General features: G+C 72.4%; 11 protein-coding genes. 3 read left to right on the top strand and 8 right to left on the bottom strand.

Features of this window, described 5'->3' with window-relative positions; translation table 11 throughout:
- Nucleotides 1–88: 88 nt before the first annotated feature.
- The 7 genes from CGL27_RS08560 to CGL27_RS08530 form a co-directional block, all read right to left on the bottom strand.
- Nucleotides 89–1,228, bottom strand: coding sequence for a zinc-binding dehydrogenase (locus CGL27_RS08560; RefSeq protein WP_119985713.1), 1,140 nt, complete (start codon nucleotides 1,226–1,228; stop codon nucleotides 89–91).
- A complete protein-coding gene (locus CGL27_RS08555) occupies nucleotides 1,225–1,527 on the bottom strand; it encodes a putative quinol monooxygenase (protein WP_078644953.1) in 303 nt (100 codons plus the stop codon). Before CGL27_RS08555 ends, CGL27_RS08560 begins: the two co-directional genes overlap by 4 nt.
- Nucleotides 1,528–1,533: 6 nt before the next feature.
- Nucleotides 1,534–2,196 carry a glycerol-3-phosphate responsive antiterminator gene (locus CGL27_RS08550; protein ID WP_119985712.1) on the bottom strand — a complete coding sequence of 221 codons (663 nt, stop codon included), beginning with the start codon at nucleotides 2,194–2,196 and terminating at the stop codon, nucleotides 1,534–1,536.
- A 44-nt stretch (nucleotides 2,197–2,240) separates the two neighbouring features.
- Nucleotides 2,241–3,794 carry an FAD-binding oxidoreductase gene (locus CGL27_RS08545; protein WP_119985710.1) on the bottom strand — a complete coding sequence of 518 codons (1,554 nt, stop codon included), beginning with the start codon at nucleotides 3,792–3,794 and terminating at the stop codon, nucleotides 2,241–2,243.
- Entirely contained in the window at nucleotides 3,791–5,464 is a 1,674-nt protein-coding gene (locus CGL27_RS08540; RefSeq protein ID WP_078644957.1) for a glycerol-3-phosphate dehydrogenase/oxidase, read from the bottom strand. Before CGL27_RS08540 ends, CGL27_RS08545 begins: the two co-directional genes overlap by 4 nt.
- Nucleotides 5,465–5,537: 73 nt before the next feature.
- Nucleotides 5,538–7,115 carry an FGGY family carbohydrate kinase gene (locus CGL27_RS08535; RefSeq protein WP_119985708.1) on the bottom strand — a complete coding sequence of 526 codons (1,578 nt, stop codon included), beginning with the start codon at nucleotides 7,113–7,115 and terminating at the stop codon, nucleotides 5,538–5,540.
- Between the two features lie 138 nt (nucleotides 7,116–7,253).
- A complete protein-coding gene (locus CGL27_RS08530) occupies nucleotides 7,254–8,684 on the bottom strand; it encodes an MFS transporter (protein WP_119985707.1) in 1,431 nt (476 codons plus the stop codon).
- Nucleotides 8,685–9,085: 401 nt separating this feature from the next.
- Here CGL27_RS08530 and CGL27_RS08525 point away from each other — a divergent pair, with 401 nt between their 5' ends.
- Nucleotides 9,086–9,490 carry a nuclear transport factor 2 family protein gene (locus CGL27_RS08525; protein ID WP_119985705.1) on the top strand — a complete coding sequence of 135 codons (405 nt, stop codon included), beginning with the start codon at nucleotides 9,086–9,088 and terminating at the stop codon, nucleotides 9,488–9,490.
- A gap of 77 nt (nucleotides 9,491–9,567) precedes the next feature.
- On the opposite strand, the gene CGL27_RS08520 is transcribed toward CGL27_RS08525, so the two are convergent.
- On the bottom strand, nucleotides 9,568–10,404 hold the full coding sequence (locus CGL27_RS08520; protein ID WP_119985703.1) for an SDR family NAD(P)-dependent oxidoreductase: 837 nt from the start codon (nucleotides 10,402–10,404) through the stop codon (nucleotides 9,568–9,570).
- A gap of 102 nt (nucleotides 10,405–10,506) precedes the next feature.
- Here CGL27_RS08520 and CGL27_RS08515 point away from each other — a divergent pair, with 102 nt between their 5' ends.
- Together CGL27_RS08515 and CGL27_RS08510 are read left to right on the top strand one after the other, a co-directional pair.
- Nucleotides 10,507–11,319 (top strand): helix-turn-helix transcriptional regulator, encoded by an 813-nt coding sequence (locus tag CGL27_RS08515; RefSeq protein WP_119985701.1) that lies wholly within the window; start codon nucleotides 10,507–10,509, stop codon nucleotides 11,317–11,319.
- Nucleotides 11,320–11,663: 344 nt separating this feature from the next.
- On the top strand, nucleotides 11,664–18,791 hold the full coding sequence (locus tag CGL27_RS08510; RefSeq protein ID WP_119985699.1) for a type I polyketide synthase: 7,128 nt from the start codon (nucleotides 11,664–11,666) through the stop codon (nucleotides 18,789–18,791).
- The last annotated feature ends 4 nt before the right edge of the window (nucleotides 18,792–18,795 follow it).

The raw sequence follows: 18,795 nt of genomic DNA, 5'->3' as shown, positions 1-18,795 counted from the left end.
TCCCCCGGCATACCGCGAACCGGTGACGGCGCCCCTCCCGCGACTGGGAGGGGCGCCGTCGGGCGTTCTGCCGGCGTGGCGGGTGGGGTCAGACGTCCAGCATTCCCGATGTGTCGATGACCTGACGGATCGCCCGGCCCGAGGCCAGCTCCTCCATCGCCGTGTTGATGCCGGTCAGCGGCAGGGTGCCGGTGTGCATCCGCTCCACCGGCATCCGGCCCGCCCGCCACAGGTCCAGGAACCTCGGGATGTCGCGGCGTGGTACCGCGTCGCCCATGTACGAGCCCAGCAGGGACTTGCCCTCGCCCGCGAACGTCAGCGCCGGAACCTCCAGCACCCGGTCGGGGGCGGGCAGGCCCACCGAGACGGCCGTGCCGCCCCGGGCCACGGCCATCAGGCATTCGGCCATCACTTTCGGGCTGCCCACTGCCTCGACCGCCAGCTCGGCACCACCGGAAGTGAGGTCATGAACCGCCTCGACGGCTTCGCCGGGGGCGTACGTGTGGGTTGCGCCGAGCTGGAGGGCCAGCTCGCGCTTCTCCGGTACCGGGTCGACCGCGATGACCGGGTACGCGCCCGCCGCGCGGGCTCCCAGCACCGCGGCCAGGCCCACGCCGCCCAGGCCGTAGACCACCGTCGACTGGCCGGGGCGCAGGGACGCCGTATTGATGACGGCTCCGGCGCCGGTCAGGACCGCGCAGCCGAACATCGACGCCACCGTGAACGGGATGTCCCGCGGTATCGGCACCACCGACTCCTGGGCCAGCACCGCGTGTTCGGAGAACGCGGAGACGCCAAGCTGATGGTGGACCGGGTTGCCGGAAGCGTCGGTCAGCAGGGACGGGCCGTGCAGCAGTGCTCCCGACCCGTTCGCCGCGGCGGCCCGTGCGCACAGGGCGGGCCGGCCGGCCGCGCAGTCGGCGCAGAAGCCGCAACTGGGCACGAAGACCAGGGCCACATGGTCACCGGGGCGGACCCGGGCGACGCCCGGTCCGGTCTCCCGCACGATGCCCACCGCCTCGTGCCCCAGCGCCATCGGCAGCGGGCGGACCCGGTCGCCGTTGACCACCGACAGGTCCGAGTGGCAGAGCGAGGCGGCCGCGATCCGGACCAGCACCTCGCCCTCGCGCGGGGCGCCCAGCTCCAGCTCCTCCACCTCGACCGGGCGGGTCTCGGAGTAGGGGCGGGCGGCCGATATGCCGCGCAGCACCGCCGCACGGGTCTTCATGCCCGCACCTGCGGACGCGGGGCGCAGCGCAGCACGTCGCGGCTGTCCAGCAGCGGGACGACCCTGCCGAGCACGATCTCCTGGAAGTGCGGGGTGGCGCAGTGCGCGGTGAAGGCGGCTTCGGAGACGTACTCCTCGTACAGCACGATCGCCCGCGGGTCCTCGGTGCCCTGGTGGACGCGGTAGGCGAGGTTGCCCGGCTCCTGGCGGGACGCGGCGGCCACCGTGTCGAGGAGGGGGAGGACGGTGTTCTCCTCGCCCTCCTTGGTGCGGTAGCGGGCGACGACGACGTATGACATGGGGGCTTACTCCTGGGAGGGGGCGGCAGGCCGCTTCAGCGCGGAGGGCGGAACTGGCGGTAGCTGGTCGCGGCGCAGGTGCCAGAGGCGGGAGTCGGACGTGGCGGCGGCAACGGACCCGAGGGCCAGCGCGAGCGCCACGTCCGCGGGGGTTTCCACGAAGCCCGCGGCGACCGAGGGGGACATCGCGCGCTGTGCCCGCGCGGTCATCCGGCCGATGATCGGGGCGGGCATGATCTCGACCAGGTCCGGCGCCCCGCGCGAGATCGCGTCCATGGAGCGGGACAGATTGGACCGGTCGGTGACGAACACCTTCATCATCGTCAGCAGGCCCAGCGGACGGCCCTTCTCGATGAGGGAGAGCCGGGTGCTGACCACGCCGTGCGTGCCCAGGCTCTTGATGTAGTCCAGCGCGCCCCGGTCCTGAGCGAGACCGGGGCTGCTGTCCACGTTCACGAACACGGTCTTCCCCGCCCGGACCAGTGCCGGCACCACCTTGGGCAGCTGTCCCACGGTGAACGACGCGAGGATGCACACCTTGGCCGGTGCGGTCAGGAACTGCCGCAGCGGCTCGGTGCCGATCACCGACGCGACGACCGGCACCTCGGTGAAGGCCGAGGCGAGCCGGGGCGCGAGTGGGGCACCGGAACGGGACAGGGAAGGGGCCATGGTGAAGACCTGTCTGGGGAAGGAGGGTGACGTGGCTGATCAGGTCAGTTCAGCGGGCTTGCGCCGAATCGACTGGGAAGGCCCAGCTTGCCAGGGTTGAGAATGCCCGCCGGGTCGAGGGCCTGCTTCACCGCGACGAACGTCGCGAAGCCCGCCCCGAGGGATTCCTCCAGGTAGGGGCCGCGCAGCAGACCGCAGCCGTGGTGGTGGCTGAGCGCCGCCGCGTGCTTGATCAGTACGGCGTTGGCCGCGTCCCACACCGAGCGGTACCAGTCGCGGCGGGACTCGGGCGCCACATCGCCGCGCAGCGAGAAGTAGACGCAGGCGCCGTCGGTGTACGCGTGGGACTGGTGGGCCGAGGCGGCCAGGGTGCCGGGCACCGACTGGATCGCGGCGACCACCTCGTCGTAGATCACCGGGAGGCCGGTCCAGGACGCGGCCATCTCCAGGGTGTCGGCGACGAAGCCCGGACCCGGCTTGAAGCCGTCGGCGGACTTGCCGACCAGCATCCGCTCGTCCAGCCAGCGCTCGAAGACCGCCTTGCTGTCCAGCTCGGGGCCGTACGCCGCGCAGACCTCGGTCGCCACCTTGATCGAGGCGTCGACGATGGCCGGGTCCCCCTCGTCGGCGATGAGCAGGAGGTTGGTCTCCGGGTGGCCGAAGTGGGTGCCGGACTCCAGGGTGTCGTACAGACGCAGCACGGCCGGGGTGGCACCGCGCTGCATGATCTTGCGGCAGGCGTCCAGGCCCTCCGCGAAGGTCGTGAAGCCGAACGCGACGGCGTCGGCGTACTCCGGCAGCGGATGGACCCGCAGGCGCGCCGAGACGATGACACCGAGGGTGCCCTCCGAGCCGACGAACAACTGGCGCAGGTCCGGGCCGACCGCGGCGCGGGCGTAGTCGCCGTACGTGGCGCGCGTACCGTCCGCGTGCACGACGTCGACACCGACGACCATGTCCTCGATCTTGCCGTAACGGGTGGAGAGCTGACCGGCGCCGCGGCAGGCGATCCAGCCGCCGACCGTGGAGACGGCGAAGGCGGACGGCCAATGGCCGGTGGTGACGCCGTACTCCTCCTGGAGTCGCTTCTCGAAGAGGTCTCCGAACATGCCCGCCTGGACATCCACGATGTTCGACTCGGCGTCGAAGCCGGTGATCTGGTTCATCCCGCAGACGTCCAGGACGACGCCGCCGAAGACGGGGAGCGCCGCGCCGGTGACGTTGGAGCGGCCCGCGGAGGGGGTGACCGGGATGCCGGCCTCGTGGCAGATCCGCAGCACGGCCGCGACCTGTTCCGCGTCGGCGGCCTCGACGATCACGGCGTTCGGGGTGGCGGGACGGCCCTCCGTCTCGCCGATCATCGAACCGGCCCACCAGTCACGGGTCCGGGAGACGACCTCGTCGCGGGAGGTGTGGACGGCGTGCGCCGCTGCGCGCAGTGCCTCGACCACGCTCTCGGGGACCTCGACCGGGTTCACCTGGAGCGCGGCCTCGCCCTCCCCGATCGGGGTGTTCCGCGCCCACCTGGCGGAGCTGGGGGCGCCGATCGTGTAGTCGCCCCGGTTGAACGGGTGGGTGATGGTCTGGCGGCTGATCATGCTGCTGCCCCTTCGAGGAGTACGGACTTTTCGTGGTGGACGGCTGCGAGGTACTCGGCGACCGAGCGCTCGACCTCGGCCTCCGTGAGGTTCAGTTCCTGGCCGAGGAGCGCGCCGACGGCCTCGGCGGCGTCCACGGAGGCGTCCCGGGCGAACAGCCGGGCGCGCGTCCGGCGGGAGAGCACGTCGTCGACCGAGCGGGCCAGTTCGGCGCGGGCCGCGTACACGACCTCGGCCTTGGTGTACGGGAGTCCCGCCACGATCGGCTCGGCCAGCGCCGGATCGTCCTGGATCAGATCGCCGACGAAGCGGGCCTCGGTGCCGAAGCGCTCGCCCAGGTGCGCGGCCACGCCACCGGACGCCGCGACGGCTTCGGCGTCGTAACCGGCGCCGCCGAGCAGCGGGAGGTCGGTGGTGCGGCTCTTCCCCCTGCGGCCGAGGACCGTCATCACCTTGTTGATGACGAGCTCGCCCATGTGCCGGCTGGTGGTGAGCTTGCCGCCGGTCACCGTCACCATGCCGGTGCGGCCGACGGTGATGTGGTGGTCGCGGCGCATGTCGAGCGTCGCGCCCTCGCCGCCGCCCACCAGCGGACGCAGACCGCCGATGGAGCCGATCACATCATCCGGGGTGAGCTTCCCCTCGAAGGCGGTGTTGGCCCCCTCCAGCAGGAAGTCCATCTCCTCACGGGTGCAGTGCACATCATCCCGGGAGCCCTGGTAGTCCTCGTCCGTGGTGCCCAGCACGACGCTGTTGCCCCAGCGGGTGCAGGTCGCGCGGCGGGCCCGGCCGGGGATCGGCACGGTCACCGTGCAGTTGATCCGCACCTTGTCCCAGGGGACCACGATGTGAACACCCTTGGCCGGGCGGACCTGCGGCCGGTGACCGTCGTCCGCCTTCGCGTCGAGCTCGTCGGTCCATACCCCGGTGGCGTTGACAACGGCCCGCGAGCGGATGTCGAAGGTGTCGCCGTCCGCCGTGACCCGGGCACCGGCCACCTGGTCCGTCTCCATCAGCAGACCCTCGGCCTTGGCACCGTTGAGGATCGTCGCACCGAGCGCGGCGGCGGTGCGGACGATGGTCAGGACGAGCCGGGCGTCATCGGCACGGGCATCGAAGTACATCAGCCCGCCCCTGAGGTTCTCCGCGCGCAGGGTCGGCGCCTGCGCGAGGACCTCCGGGACGGTGAGCCGCTGGTGGAGCTTGCCGATCCGCCAGCCGCCGACCAGGTCGTACGTCCACAGCAGACCCTCGAAGCCCTTGGCGAGGCGGGCGTCGAAGATGCCGTCCTTCTCCAGGATCGGGAAGAGGAACGGCAGCCGGTGCACCAGGTGCGGGGCGTTCTTCCGGAAGCGGTGGCGCTCCAGAAGCGAGTGGCGGACCAGATTGACGTTGCCCTGCTCGATATAGCGCAGACCGCCGTGCACCATCTTCGAGGACTTCGACGACGTGCCGGAGGCGAAGTCGTCCTTCTCGATCAGGGCTGCGCGCAGCCCGCGCGAGGCGGCGTCGAGCACGGCGTACGCCCCGGTGATGCCGCCGCCGATGATGAGCACGTCGTAGGTGTCGTCGGCCAGTTGGCGCTTGATGGCGGCCCGGTCGAGCAGCAGCGGCGTCCGACGGGTCGCCGCGGCGGCGCGCCGCGGTTTCCGGGCGGGCATGGTGATCACAACATCAACTCCTGGTGTTTCGGTACGGCGGCCGCGTGGTCGGCGGGCCACCGGTGCGACGGCCGGTGGGCCGTCAGCGGGGGGTGTGCGGTTCGGGCGGGCCCTCCCGCAGGGAGAGCGGCGCGGGGTCGTCGAGGTGGGCGATCAGCACGTCGCGCCAGGCGGCCCGCTGCTCGGTGCGGTCGCCCGCCGTGATCGCGGGCTCGAAGATCCGGCCGTGTGGCTGCGCCTCGACGACCTCTTCGAGCGAGGGCCACAGGCCCTGGGCGACGCCCGCCAGATAGGCGGTGCCGCGCAGGCTCGCGGTGGCGGAGTCGGCGACCCGCTCCAGTGGCAGGCCGGTCAGGTCGGCCTGGATCTGCAACAGCGGGTCGCTGCCGGAGACGCCGCCGCCGACCCGGAGCCGGGTGAACGGGGTGCCCATGGTGTCGGCGACCCCGTCGATCAGGTCGCACACCGAGTGCGCGATCCCGTCGAGCACGGCGCGGGCGAGATCGGCGCGGGTGGTGGCGAGAGTGAGTCCGGTGAAGGAAGCGGTCGCCTCCGGTTGCCAGACCGGCGTACGGACCCCGGCGAGCGCCGGGACGAAACGCGGGGTGCGGCCCGGCCGGGTGGGGACCCGGCCCGCTTCCTCACCGAGCTCCTTCGGCGACGCGAACAGGCCCAGATCGTCACAGAGCCAGCGCAGCGCCGAACCCACGGTGGAGGTGTATGCCTCCAGGCTGTAGTGGCTGATGTCGCCCTGCCGCCGGCCGGGCTGGGCGAGCACCCCGGAGATGTCCGGCCGGGGCAGGGCGGGCGTGGTGCCGGTCGCCGCGTCGACGAAGGCGCCGGTCCCGTACATGCACATGCCCTGCCCGACGGCGAGACCGCCGAGCGCGACGAGTGCGGCGTGCTGGTCGCCCATGGAGGCGGCCAGCGGGACGGCGATCCCGAGGGCGGCCGGGTCGGTGGTACCGAATCCGGTGTCGTCGGAGCGGAGCTCCGGCAGCAGGTCGAGGGGGAAACCGAGGTGGCTGATCCATACCTCGTCCCAGGCGTGCCGCTCCAGCAGATAGCCACCGGTGGATGCGGCGTTGGTCGGCGTGGTGGCGTGGACGGCGCCGCCGGTGAGGCGCCAGATCAGCCAGGTGTCGACGGTGCCGAAGAGCAGCCGGCCCCGGCGGTGCGCGGCGGCCACCTCGGGGTGCTCGGCGATCTGCCGGGCGGCCCAGAGGAACGGGGCGCGGGCGCCGACCGGCCGGCCCTGCCGGGCCAGCAGGACGGCGTCCCACTCCGCCTCGTAGGCGGTGAGCTCATGGGCGTACCGGCGGTCCTGCCACACCACCGCGGGCAGTAGCGGCTGCCCGGTGACGCGGTCCCACAGCATCGCGGTGGCCCGCTGGGTGGAGAGCGCGACGGCGGTGATCTCGATGCCGTCCTCGCGTGCCCCGCCGACGGCCCGCCGCGCCACCTCGAGGGTGGCGGTCCAGATCTCCATCGGGTCCTGCTCGACCGAGAGGTCGTTCGGATGGCTGACCTTGATCGGCCGGTAGAACACCTCGTGGGTGGCGCCCGAGTCGAGGACGACTCCGGCCCTGGTACCAGTGGTGCCCTCGTCGATGGACAGCACACCACGCCGTGGGGCGGCGCCGGGGAACGTCTGGGTCATGGCAGCTCTTTCATTCGAGCACCGCGAGCGAGCCGTGCGGAGGGATACGGAGGGGACGGATGCGGAGGGGAGGGACAGGGAAGCGACGCACACGGAGGGGAGGGGACCACCGCGCGGTGGGTCAGGTCCGGCGGTGGGTCAGCGCGCCGTCACGGAGAGCGCCGCAGTGGCGTCGCGGTCCTGCCCGGCGACCTCGTCGGGCGAGGCGGCCTTCATCGGGTCCCACTTGATCACCAGGCAGGTGATCAGGCCGAGCAGCGGCACGACGGACAGCGTCAAGAAGGTGTCGGCGAGTCCGAGCGAGTCCTTGATCTGTGGGAAGACATACAGGCCGGCGACACTGCCGAAGCTGCCGACCATTCCGGTGACACCGGTGCCCAGGGCGCGGACATCGCTGCTGTACGAGAGCGCCGCGATGGACTTGCCGTTGGCACCGGGGCCCGCGGAGTGGCAGAGGATGAACAGCACCGGCAGCAGGAACGCCACGGCCATGGGCACCTTCTCGAAGGTTAGTCCCATCGCCACCAGGGCCACGAAGACCCCGGCGAAGCCGGCAGCGGAGCTGAGCCGCAGCCCGAGGCGGCGGCCGAAGAACGCGGACAGCAGCCCGCCCGCGATACCGAAGGCGTTGAAAACCATCGAGCCGACGGTGGCCTTCTCGAAGCTCTCGCCGAAGATCGTCAGGCTGATCAGCGGGAGGTACCAGCCGACCGCGAAGTACTGCATCGACTGCCCGAGCGAGATCACCGACGAGAGGATCGTGCGCGGCAGATACTCGCCCTTGAACAGCAGCCCGGTCTGGCGGAACCGGACGACCGGTGCCTCAGCCGCGGTGCGGGTCATCGGGTCGGACGTATCGACGACGGCCTTGATCCCGTAGATCCGGTCCAGGTTGGTGACGGACTCGTCCAGCCGGCCCTTGCCGGCCAGCCAGGTGGGGCTCTCCTTGAGCATCAGCGCCTGGCTCAGCAGCAGCGCGATGGCGAAGACCGCGGCCGAGCCGACCGACCAGCGCCAGATGTCCGAGCCGACATCCAGGTTGAAGAAGAGCAGGGCCAGGGCGAGGTTGCTGGTGGTGGCGACGTACCAGACGGCTTGCCACAGGTTGAGCCGGCCGCCCAGCTTCGTGGGCGTGTACTCGGCGAGCAGCGCCATGGCGACCGCGAAGTCGATGCCGTACGCGACACCGACCAGGACCCGGCCGAGCCAGACGACGGTGAAGTCACCGGCGAAGGCGGCGAGCAGGGCGCCCGCGATGGCGAACACCTTGGCGATGAGCAGCGGGGGGACGCGGCCGATGCGGGTGGCGAGCCAGCCACCGAGAGGGTTGAAGATGATGGCCAGCGCTGGAGCGGTGGCCGTGAGGATCGAGACTTGGGTGCTGGTGAGCTCCATCTGGGTCGTCATGGGCCCCAGACCGGCGCTCAGCGCCGCGTTCGAGTAGGCGTCGAGGAACAGCCCGCCGAACACGAGGAACCAGATGATCCGCGCCCGACCGGTGATCTTTCCCAGCCCATCGATGAGCGCAACGACATCGGCGACGCCTTTGACGCTCGGACGTTGTGCCATGAATCCGCCTTCGAGGAAGACCTACCGGCGGCACGGGGAGCACAGAAACAGGCACGACGAAGCCACCGACAGGTGGTCTATGTCTGTGCCTGCCAAAAAACTGCGGAGAGCGCCGCAGCGCGTGAACTGCTGGAACTACCGATTACGCTGCAGCGAGATTAGGAACCAGCCATGAGGAACGTCAAGGGTTTCGGCCAGGTTACCGAAACGTGACGGCCTGGGCTTCAGCGGGTCCTGCGGGAGCTGGGAGGGGCTGCCGACGGATCCAGGGCGAACTCATCCGGCTCGGACACCCGGTCGGCTCCGGCCAAAGGGAGGACTTGGCAGCCCAGGTCCGCCTGGCCTCGGGGCGGCTGTGGCCCGGAGTGCCTAGGCTGTCACCGCTGCGGAAGGGCGGTGCCATGGATACTGACTCCCGGACCAGGGCCGCGATCGAGGAGCATTGGCGGGCCTCGGAACGCGGGAACACCGAAGCCGAGCACGCCATCTACGCCACGGACGCGATCCTGGACTACCCGCAGTCGGGTGAGCGGTTCCGGGGCCGAGCGACAATCTCGGCGCAGCGCGGCGGGCACCCTGCCGACCGGCACTTCACCGTCCAGCGGATCACCGGCCATGCGAATCTGTGGGTGAGCGAATGCCTCATCACCTACGACGGCGTGCCTTCGTACTCGGTGAGCATCATGGAATTCGCCGGCCGGCACGTGGTGCACGAGACGCAGTACTTCGCCGACCCCTTCGGCGCGCCGGCCCGGCGGGCCGCGCTCGCGGAGCCGATGCCGGGCCGGACCATCGCCGGAGCCTGATCCTCGGCCTCCCTCGGCCTCCCTCGGGTCGGCCGGGTGGCCCGCCTGTCACTGTGTTGCCACGGCACCGCGGTCAGCTATGCCGATGCGAGGGTGAGCTCGTGGGCCCGCTGCCACAGCCGGGCGGCGAGATCCGGGTCCGCGGCGGGGGCACGCAGTGGCTCCGGCTCGAGCCGGTTGTAGAAGACGTTTCTCAGTTTGCCGCGGTCGGTGGTGGCGATCTTGATGATGGGCTCGGCGCCCTCCTCCGGTGACCGCGTCAGGCGCCGGCCGATCAGGCTCGCCTTTGCTGCCGTGATCAGTGCGGAGTCGCGGTCGAGGCCGGAGCGGACGGTGCCGGGGTGGAACGCGACAGCGGTCATGGTGTCCGGTGCCCGGCGGTTGATCTCGGCGGCATGTACGACACTTGCCAGCTTCGAGGCGTTGTACGAGCGCATCTGTGCGTAACGGCGCCGATTCTGGTCCAGATCGTCCGGGTCGAGCTTGCCGAACCGGTAGAGATTGGAGCCGGTGTTGATGACAAGGGCGGAGGGGGACCGCAGGAGCTTCTCCCGGAGAAGCGATGTCAACAGGAAAGGCGATAGGAAATTGACCTGCATCGTCAATTCATGGCCGTCTGGCGTCGTTTGCCGCTTAGGCGAAACGATACCGGCGTTGTTGACCAGGATGTCGATCCGCGGAATGCGGGAGATCAGGTGCTGAGCGAGTTCGCGCACTTCGCTGAAGCGCGCGAAGTCCGCGGGAAGGGCGGTGCCGCCGACTTCGTCGGCGACGGCGCGGGTTCTGCTCACCGCGCGGCCCACGACGACGACTGACGCACCCATCGCGGCCAACTGCCGTGCCGCGGCCGCGCCGACGCCGGAACTGGCGCCGGTGACGACGGCGGTCAGGCCGTCAAGTGTTTCTGCTGCCATGGACCGGACGCTAGATCCCGCGCTGCGGCTGAGGAAGTGAGCCGTGACCCTGGTGCTGCCGGCACCAGGGTCCGGGGCTCGTTCCGGCTTACTCTTGCCCTCATGAACGACCGCACCGCGAATCTGCTGGGCGATTATCTGCGGGCTCGTCGCGAGGTACTGCGCCCTGCGGATGTCGGTCTCCCGGAGACCGCACGTCGGCGCGTGCCCGGCCTGCGCCGCGAGGAGGTCGCGACGCTCTCCGGTATCAGTGTGGACTACTACCTTGGCCTGGAACAGGGACGTGACCGGCGGCCGTCCGCGGAGATCCTCCGGGCGCTCGCTCAGACTTTACGGCTCGACGAGTCCGCGACCACGCACTTGTTCGCGCTCGCCCATTCTGTCCCGGGTTCGCGCGGACGTGCTCACCGTCATCGGGTTTCTCCCGCCTTGGCCCGGCTGATCGACTCGTGGCCGGCGACGCCCGCGTTCGTACAGACCCAGACGTTCCTGGTGCTGGCGGCGAATCCGCTGGCCCAGGCCCTCTCGCCCGCACACACACCGGGGACCAACCTCCTCCGGACCGTGTTTTTGGATCCGGACACCTTCCCGGTCGAACCGGATCCGCGTCAGGACTTCGTGGCCTGCCTGCGCGGGCTGGCCGGCGCGGAGGTCGACGATCCGGACCTGGCGGCGCTGGTAGGCGAACTGTCCATGCGCAGCGAGAGCTTCCGGCATCTTTGGGCCAGGCACGATGTCCGGGGCCGCACCAATGGCAGGGCTACGATCGCTCACCCGCGGGTCGGTACCCTCACGCTCGATCTCGAACGGCTTCTCGTGCCCTCCGCACCGGGCCAGCAACTGGTGGTCTATTCCGCAGAGCCGGACAGCCCGTCACATAAGGCACTGCAACTGCTCGCGGAATTGGCCGACTGAGGCGGTGGGCGGGGGCTCGCTGTGGGTTCGCTACGGAGAGTGTGTGACCCCGGTGGCGGTGGGGTGTTGGGCCGGAAAATCGCGTGATCTGCCGCACATTTCGGTGAGTTTATTGCGACGCCTGTGTTTCTGTCACATGACGCATTCACGTGGCCGGCACTCCCGCGTCGTGCGGTGTTTCAGTGAATGCCTTGGGGCGGTATCCCGCGTGCGTAGTTTTCGGTATTCAAAAGGGGATGGTCTGCATGAAGGGGAGTGAGTGGTCACTCTCAGCGACAGGTTGACCGCCTGTCATGACCACCAGTTGACTACCGATCATCACTCTCCCTCCACAGAGGACTCTCATGCGGACGCTCGCCACCCCTGCGCCGTCAGATGCATCGGTAGACGCCGTCCTCGCGGTCAACCCGCTGCATCGCCCCTCGCCCCGTCTCACCGCCGCGGCCGGCCGGGCAGGCGCCCTCGGCGTGCTCGAACTGCCCGAGCGTCGCCGCGATGCCATCGAGGCCCTGCGGCGCACCGCCCGCTGGTCCGGCGGCCGTCCCTTCGGGGTCCGGGTCCGTCCTGGCTGCCCGCTCGGCGTCGCGGACCTTCCCGAGGGCGCCACGACCGTGCTGCTCGCCGACCCCGCACGGACCGCCGCCGACTTCCCCGGGCGCCGCGTGCTCGTCGAGGTCACCAGCCTCGCCGGAGCCACCGACGCCGTTCACGCCGGCGCCGCCGGGCTGCTGCTGCGCGGCAGCGAGTGCGGCGGCAGGGCCGGTGAGCTGAGCACGTTCGTCCTGCTGCAAGGGGTTCTCGCCGACCCGGGGATCGCCGTGCCGGTCTGGGCGTGGGGCGGCATCGGCCCGCGCACAGCCGCCGCCGCGGTCGCCGGTGGAGCGGCGGGCGTGGTGCTCGACGTCCAACTCGCGCTGCTCGACGAGGCCGAACCGGATGCCGAGACCGCCGAGGCGCTTGGCTCGCTGGACGGTTCCGAGAGCGTCCTCGTCGACGGGGTGCGGTTCCTGCGCCGCCGCGGGCCGCAGGCCCCCGAGCAGCCCACCGACAGCGCCACCGCCGAACGCGCCTTCGCCGCCGCCGATCCCCTGCGGCGCCTCCTGCCGGTCGGTCAGGACGGCTACCTCGCCGCCTCCTTCGCCGCCCGCTCCGCCACCGTCGCCGAGGCGGTCCGAAGGGTCCGCGACGCGATCGGCCGGGCCACCGTCGGCGAGCGGGCCGCCACCGCGCTGGCCGAGGACTCCGCCGGGGCCCGCGCGCTCGGCACCCGCCTGCCCGTCGCCCAGGGCCCGATGACCCGGGTCAGCGACGAGCCCGCGTTCGCCGCCGCCGTGGCAGCCGACGGCGCCCTGCCCTTCCTCGCCCTCGCCCTCGCCGACGCCGCGCGCACCCGGGCCATGCTGGAGCGCACCCGGGACGCGCTGCCCGAGGGCGCCTCCTGGGGCGTGGGCATCCTGGGCTTCGCCGACGAGCAGGTCAAGGAGGCCCAGCTCGCCGTCGTCCGGGAGCTGAAACCCACGCACGCCGTCATCGCGGGCGGCCGTCCCGCACAGGCCGCCGCGCTGGAGGCGGAGGGCATATCGGCCTTCCTGCACGTGCCTTCGCCGGGGCTGCTGCGGCAGTTCCTCGCGGCGGGTGCCCGCAAGTTCATCTTCGAGGGCGCCGAGTGCGGCGGTCACATCGGGCCCCGCAACAGCTTCCCGCTGTGGGAGGCGCAGACCGAGGTGCTGCGCGAGTTCCTCGCCGAGCAGGGCCCCGCGGCGGCCACGGAGCTGACCGTGCTCTTCGCGGGCGGTATCCACGACGCCCGGTCGGCCGCCATGGCCGCGACCGTCGCCGCCCCGCTGACCGAGGCGGGCGCCGCCTTCGGCGTGCTGATGGGCACCGCCTACCTGGTCACCGCCGAGGCGGTCGGCGCGGGCGCCATCCGGCCGCTCTTCCAGCGGCGGGTCCTCGCCGCCGACCGCACCGACCTGCTGGAGACCGCGCCCGGCCACGCCACCCGGTGCGCGGCCAGCGAGGTCACCCGCGACTTCGCCGCGCTGCGGGACGAACTCACCGCCCAGGGCGTGCCGGACCGCGAGGTCTGGGAGCGTTTGGAGCGGTTCAACGTCGGCCGGCTGCGCATCGCCTCCAAGGGCGTCGAGCGGGTCGGGGACGAACTGCGCGCGGTGGACGAGGAACGCCAGGGCGCCGAGGGCATGTTCATGGCCGGCGAGGTCAGCGTGCTGCGCGCCGAGGTCACCACCATCGCGGCTCTGCACCGGGAGGTGACCGAGGGCGCCGCCGCCTGGCTCGCCGAGCGCGCCGCCACCGTCCCCGCCCCGTCCGCCGAGGAGGCACCCGCGCCGCTGCGCGTCGCCGTGATCGGCATGGCCGCGATGTTCCCCGGCGCCCGCGACCTGGGCGAGTTCTGGGCCAACGTGGTGTCCGGCACCGACAGCATCACCGAGGTGCCCGCCGAACGCTGGGACCCCGAGCTGTACTACGCACCGGACGGTGACGGCGAACGCACCCCCTCCCGCTGGGGCGGCTTCCTGCCCCGGATCCCGTTCGACCCGCTGAGCTACGGCATCCCGCCCGCCTCGCTGCCCAGCATCGAACCCGTGCAGTTGCTCGCCCTGGAGGCCGCCCGGCGCGCACTCGCCGACGCCGGCTACCAGGGGCCGGAAGCCGACCACCGCCGTACCTCGGTGATCTTCGGCGCCGAGGCGGGCAGCGACCTGGCCAACGCCTCCACCCTGCGCACCGTGCTGCCCGCCTACGTCGGCACGCTGCCGCCCGGTCTGGAGGAGCAACTGCCGAAGCTGACCGAGGACTCGTTCCCCGGCATGCTCGCCAACGTCATCGCGGGGCGCATCGCCAACCGGCTCGACCTCGGCGGCGCCAACTACACCGTCGACGCGGCCTGCGCCTCCTCGCTCACGGCCGTGGACGCCGCCTGCAAGGAACTCGTCACCGGCACCAGCGACCTGGTTCTGTGCGGCGGCGCCGACCTGCACAACGGCATCAACGACTACTTGCTCTTCTCCTCGGTGCACGCGCTGTCGCCCTCCGGCCGCTCGGCCACCTTCGACGCGAGCGCGGACGGCATCGCCCTCGGCGAGGGCGTCGCCTGCGTGGCCCTCAAGCGCCTTGCCGACGCCGAACGTGACGGCGACCGGATCTACGCGGTGATCGACGGCGTCGGCAGCGCCAGCGACGGCCGTGGCCTCGGCCTGACCGCGCCCCGCCCCGAAGGCCAGCGCGCCGCCCTGACCCGCGCCTACACCAACGCCCGGATCTCCCCGTCCGAGGTCGGCCTGATCGAGGCGCACGGCACCGGCACCGTCGTCGGCGACCGCACCGAACTCGCCACCCTCACCGAGGTGTTCCGGGAACACGGGGCCGAACCCGGCTCCTGCGCCATCGGCTCGGTCAAGTCGCAGATCGGGCACACCAAGTGCGCCGCCGGACTGGCCGGACTGATCAAGGCCACCCTCGCGCTCTACCACGGCGTCAAGCCGCCCACCCTGCACCTCGGCAACCCCAACCCGGCTTGGGAGGCGGACACCAGCCCCTTCGCCTTCCACACCTCCACCGCCCCCTGGGCCGTCGAACCGGCCGACCGGATCGCGGGCGTCAGCGCCTTCGGCTTCGGCGGCACCAACTTCCACGTCGTCCTGCGCGCCCACGACCAAGCGCCCGCCGCACACGCCCTGGACGCCTGGCCGGCCGAGCTGTTCACCTTCCGCGGCCGCGAGGAACAGGCCGCCGTCAAGGCGGTCCGCGCCCTGCTCGCCCTGATCGACCAGGACGGCGGCCACAGCCGCCTGCGCGACCTCGCGCGCCACGCCGCCCACCGCAGCGACCAGGCCGCCGTGCGCGGCGAACCCGTACTGATCGCGGTGGTCGCCCGCTCGTCGGCCGAACTGCCAGAGCTGCTGCGCCGGGCCGCCGAGGGCGAACACGCCCCCGCCGACGGCATCCACCTCGCCCGCGCCGTGCCGCGGGAGGTCGCGGAGGGCCGGCTCGCGCTGCTCTTCCCGGGCCAGGGCAGCCAGCGCCCCGGGATGCTCGCGCCGCTCTTCGCGGCCTTCCCCGGACTCCACCGCCACCTGCACCTCGGCGCCCGCTGGGCCGACGCGCTCTTCCCGCCGGCCGCGCTCGACGCCGAGGCCGCGGCCCGCACCCGGGCCCGGATCACCGACACGGCGGTGGCCCAGCCCGCCCTCGGCATCACCGCGCTCGCCGCCACCGAACTGCTCAGCTCGCTCGGGGTGCGCCCCGCGATGGCCGGCGGCCACAGCTACGGCGAACTCGCCGCGCTCGCCGCCGCCGGAGTGTTCACCCCCGACGAACTGCTCGCCGCCAGCGCCGCCCGCGCCGAGGCCATCCTCGGCCGGGTCCCGGAGGGCGACGCGGGGACCATGGCCGCGGTCGGTGCCTCCGCCGGCCAGGTCGAGGAGGTGCTGCGCCTCGCGGACCTGGAAGGCGACGTGGTGGCCGCCAACCACAACTCGCCCACCCAGACGGTCATCTCGGGCCCGAGCGAGGCGATCGCCGCCGCCGTCGCCCAACTGAAGGACGCCGGATACAGCGCCAAGCCGCTGAGCGTGGCCTGCGCCTTCCACAGCCCGCTGCTCGACGGCGCCGGTGAGGACTTCGGCACCCACCTCGCCGGACTGGACCTGCCGGCCCCGGCCTTCCCGGTCTGGGCCAACCGCACCGCGGCCCGCTACCCCGACGACGCCGAGGGCATCCGCGCCGAACTGACCGCCCAGCTCGGCTCCCCGGTCCGCTTCGCGGAACAGATCGAGGCGATGTACGAGGCGGGCGCCCGGGTCTTCGTCGAGGCCGGGCCCGGCCGGGTGCTCAGCCGCCTGGTGGCGGACGTGCTCGGGGACCGCCCGCACCGCACCGTGCCGCTGGAGGACGGCCGCGACGGCGGACTGCCCGCCTTCCTGACCGCGCTCGCCCAACTCGCCGTCAGCGGCACGGAGCTGCGCACCCGGCCGCTGTTCACCGGCCGCGACACCGTCGACCCCGCTACCGCCAAAGCCGTCCGGCGGGCCGGTTTCGCCGTCGACGGCCACCTGCTGCGCCGCGCCGACGGCGCCTTTCCGCCGCACGCCCTGCTCCCCGCCCGACCCGTGACGGAGTTCACCGTGTCCGACCCGCGTCACCTCCCCGCGCCGGCCGCCGGTCCCGAAGCGCTGATCGCGGAGTTCCTCCGCAGCAGCCGGGAGATGGTCTCCGCCCAGCGCGACGTCCTGCTCTCCTACCTGGGAGCACCCGAACTTCCGCCCGGGACAACGCGGTCGATCACGCAGGCGATACCCGCGGCACACATCGTCCCGGCCGTCACCACGTCGACGGCCGCCGCCCCGGGGCCCGTCCCCGCGCCCGTCACCGCTCCCGCCCCCGCCGCCGCGACGGGTGCCTCGGTCCTGGACACCGTTCTCGAAGTGGTCGCGGGGCTCACCGGCTACCCGGTGGACATGCTGGAGCCGGATCTCGATCTGGAGGCCGATCTCAGCATCGACTCCATCAAGCGGGCCGAGATCGCCGGTGAACTGGCCGCCCGGCTGGGCGTCGCCGCCGAGGGAGGCGAGCAGCTTGAGGAGCTGAGCGGCGTCCGTACCGCCGAGGGCATGGCCTCGCTCCTCGCCGCCCGGCTCGGCACCCCCGCCGCCGTCCCGTCCGCCGCGCCCGCCTCCGCCGCGGCAGGCGCCCGGGACCGTGACGTGCCGGTCCTGGACACCGTTCTCGAAGTGGTCGCGGGGCTCACCGGCTACCCGGTGGACATGCTGGAGCCGGATCTCGATCTGGAGGCCGATCTCAGCATCGACTCCATCAAGCGCACCGAGATCGTCGGCGAACTCGGCGACCGCCTCGCCCTGAACGCCGCCGGGGCGGACCTCGAAGCGCTCAGTGGCGCCCGTACCGTCGCCGCGCTCGGCGCACTCCTGGAGGCAGCCCTCGGCTCCGTTCCGGCGCCCGCCGAGGCCCCCACCCCCACTCTCGCCGTCGACGGACCACGCCCGGAGATCACCGCCCCGCAGCGGCTGCTGTTCACCGAACACGTCCTCGATCCGGTCACCGCCCGCCCGGAGCCCGGCCGCCGGGTACAGCTCCTCGGCGGCGGCGAGACCGCCATCGAGCTGTCCGCGCTGCTGGCCGAGGCCGGTGTCGAGACCGAGCTGGTCCCCGACGGCGAATTGCCCGCCGCTGGCGAAGAGACGGTGGTGCACCTGACGCCGCTGGACGCCGAAGGACCCGTGCTGCCCGACGCCTTCGCCCTCTACCAGCGGGTCCTCGCCGCCGGGCCGCGTCGCCTGCTCGCCGCCGACCGCCGGGGCGCCGGGGCGCCCAGCGGGCTGCGCGGCTTCTTCCGCACGGTGGCCCGCGAGTACCCCGAGACCCACGCCACGCTGGCCGAGATCCCCGACGGGGCGAGCGCCGCCGAGGCCGCCCGCGCCCTCTTCGCCGAACTCGCCGCCCCCGAGCACGAGCCGGTGGTGCTGCTGGACCAGGTCGGCGGACGCCGCGCCCTGCGCCTGGCGCTCACCCCGCTCGGCTCGATCGCCACCAGCGGCGCCGGACCGGCGGGCGACGGCACCGCCGAGGCCGAGGCCGTCGGGCTCGACCGTGAGTCGGTGGTCCTCCTGGTCGGCGGCGCCCGGGGCATCACCGCCCGCTTCGCCCGCACCCTCGCCGCCGCGGCCCGCTGCCGCCTGGTCCTCTTCGGCCGCACTCCGGAACCCGCGGCCGCCGAGGACCCGGCCACGGCCGGTGCCACCGACCGTGCCCCGCTGCGCGGCGCCCTGCTCGCCGCGAAGCTCACCACCACGCCCGCCGATACCGAACGCCGGGTCTCGGCGATCCTCGCCGAGCGCGAGGTACGCGCCACCCTGGCCGCCCTGCGAGAGATGGGCGGTGAGGCCGAGTACCAGCGGGTGGACGTGACGGACACGGAGGCCGTCGGCGCCGCGGTCAAGGAGGTGTACGCCCAGTACGGACGGCTCGACGGGCTGGTCTACGCCGCCGGGCTCATCGAGGACAAGCTGATCGCGGAGAAGACCCCGGAGTCCTTCGCCCGGGTCTTCACCACCAAGGCCGACGGCGCCCGCACCGTTCTCGACGCGGTGGACCGGTTGCCGGTGAGCCCACGTTTCGCCGTCCTCTTCGGCTCCATCGCCGCCGCCCTCGGCAACCGCGGCCAGAGCGACTACGCCGGCGCCAACGACGCCCTGGAGGAACTGGGCCGCCGCTGGTCCGGTGCCGAGCGGCGCGGTCTGACCGTGCACTGGGGCCCCTGGGCCGCCTCCGAGACCGGTGGCGGCATGGTCGGCCCGGAGCTGATGCGCTCCTACGCGGCCCGCGGCATCAAACTGATCGACCTGGAGGAAGGCCCGCTCAGCCTGTTGCGCGAACTCGCCTACGGCGCCCCGGACGAGCACACCGTCGTCCTGACCGCCTCCGGCTGGTGAACAC

The sequence above is a fragment of the Streptomyces sp. 11-1-2 genome, assembly GCF_003595545.1.
Lineage (GTDB): Bacteria > Actinomycetota > Actinomycetes > Streptomycetales > Streptomycetaceae > Streptomyces > Streptomyces hygroscopicus_B.
The sequence above is the reverse complement of the archived record's forward strand: the minus strand, read 5'-3'. Positions and strand labels throughout refer to the sequence as shown.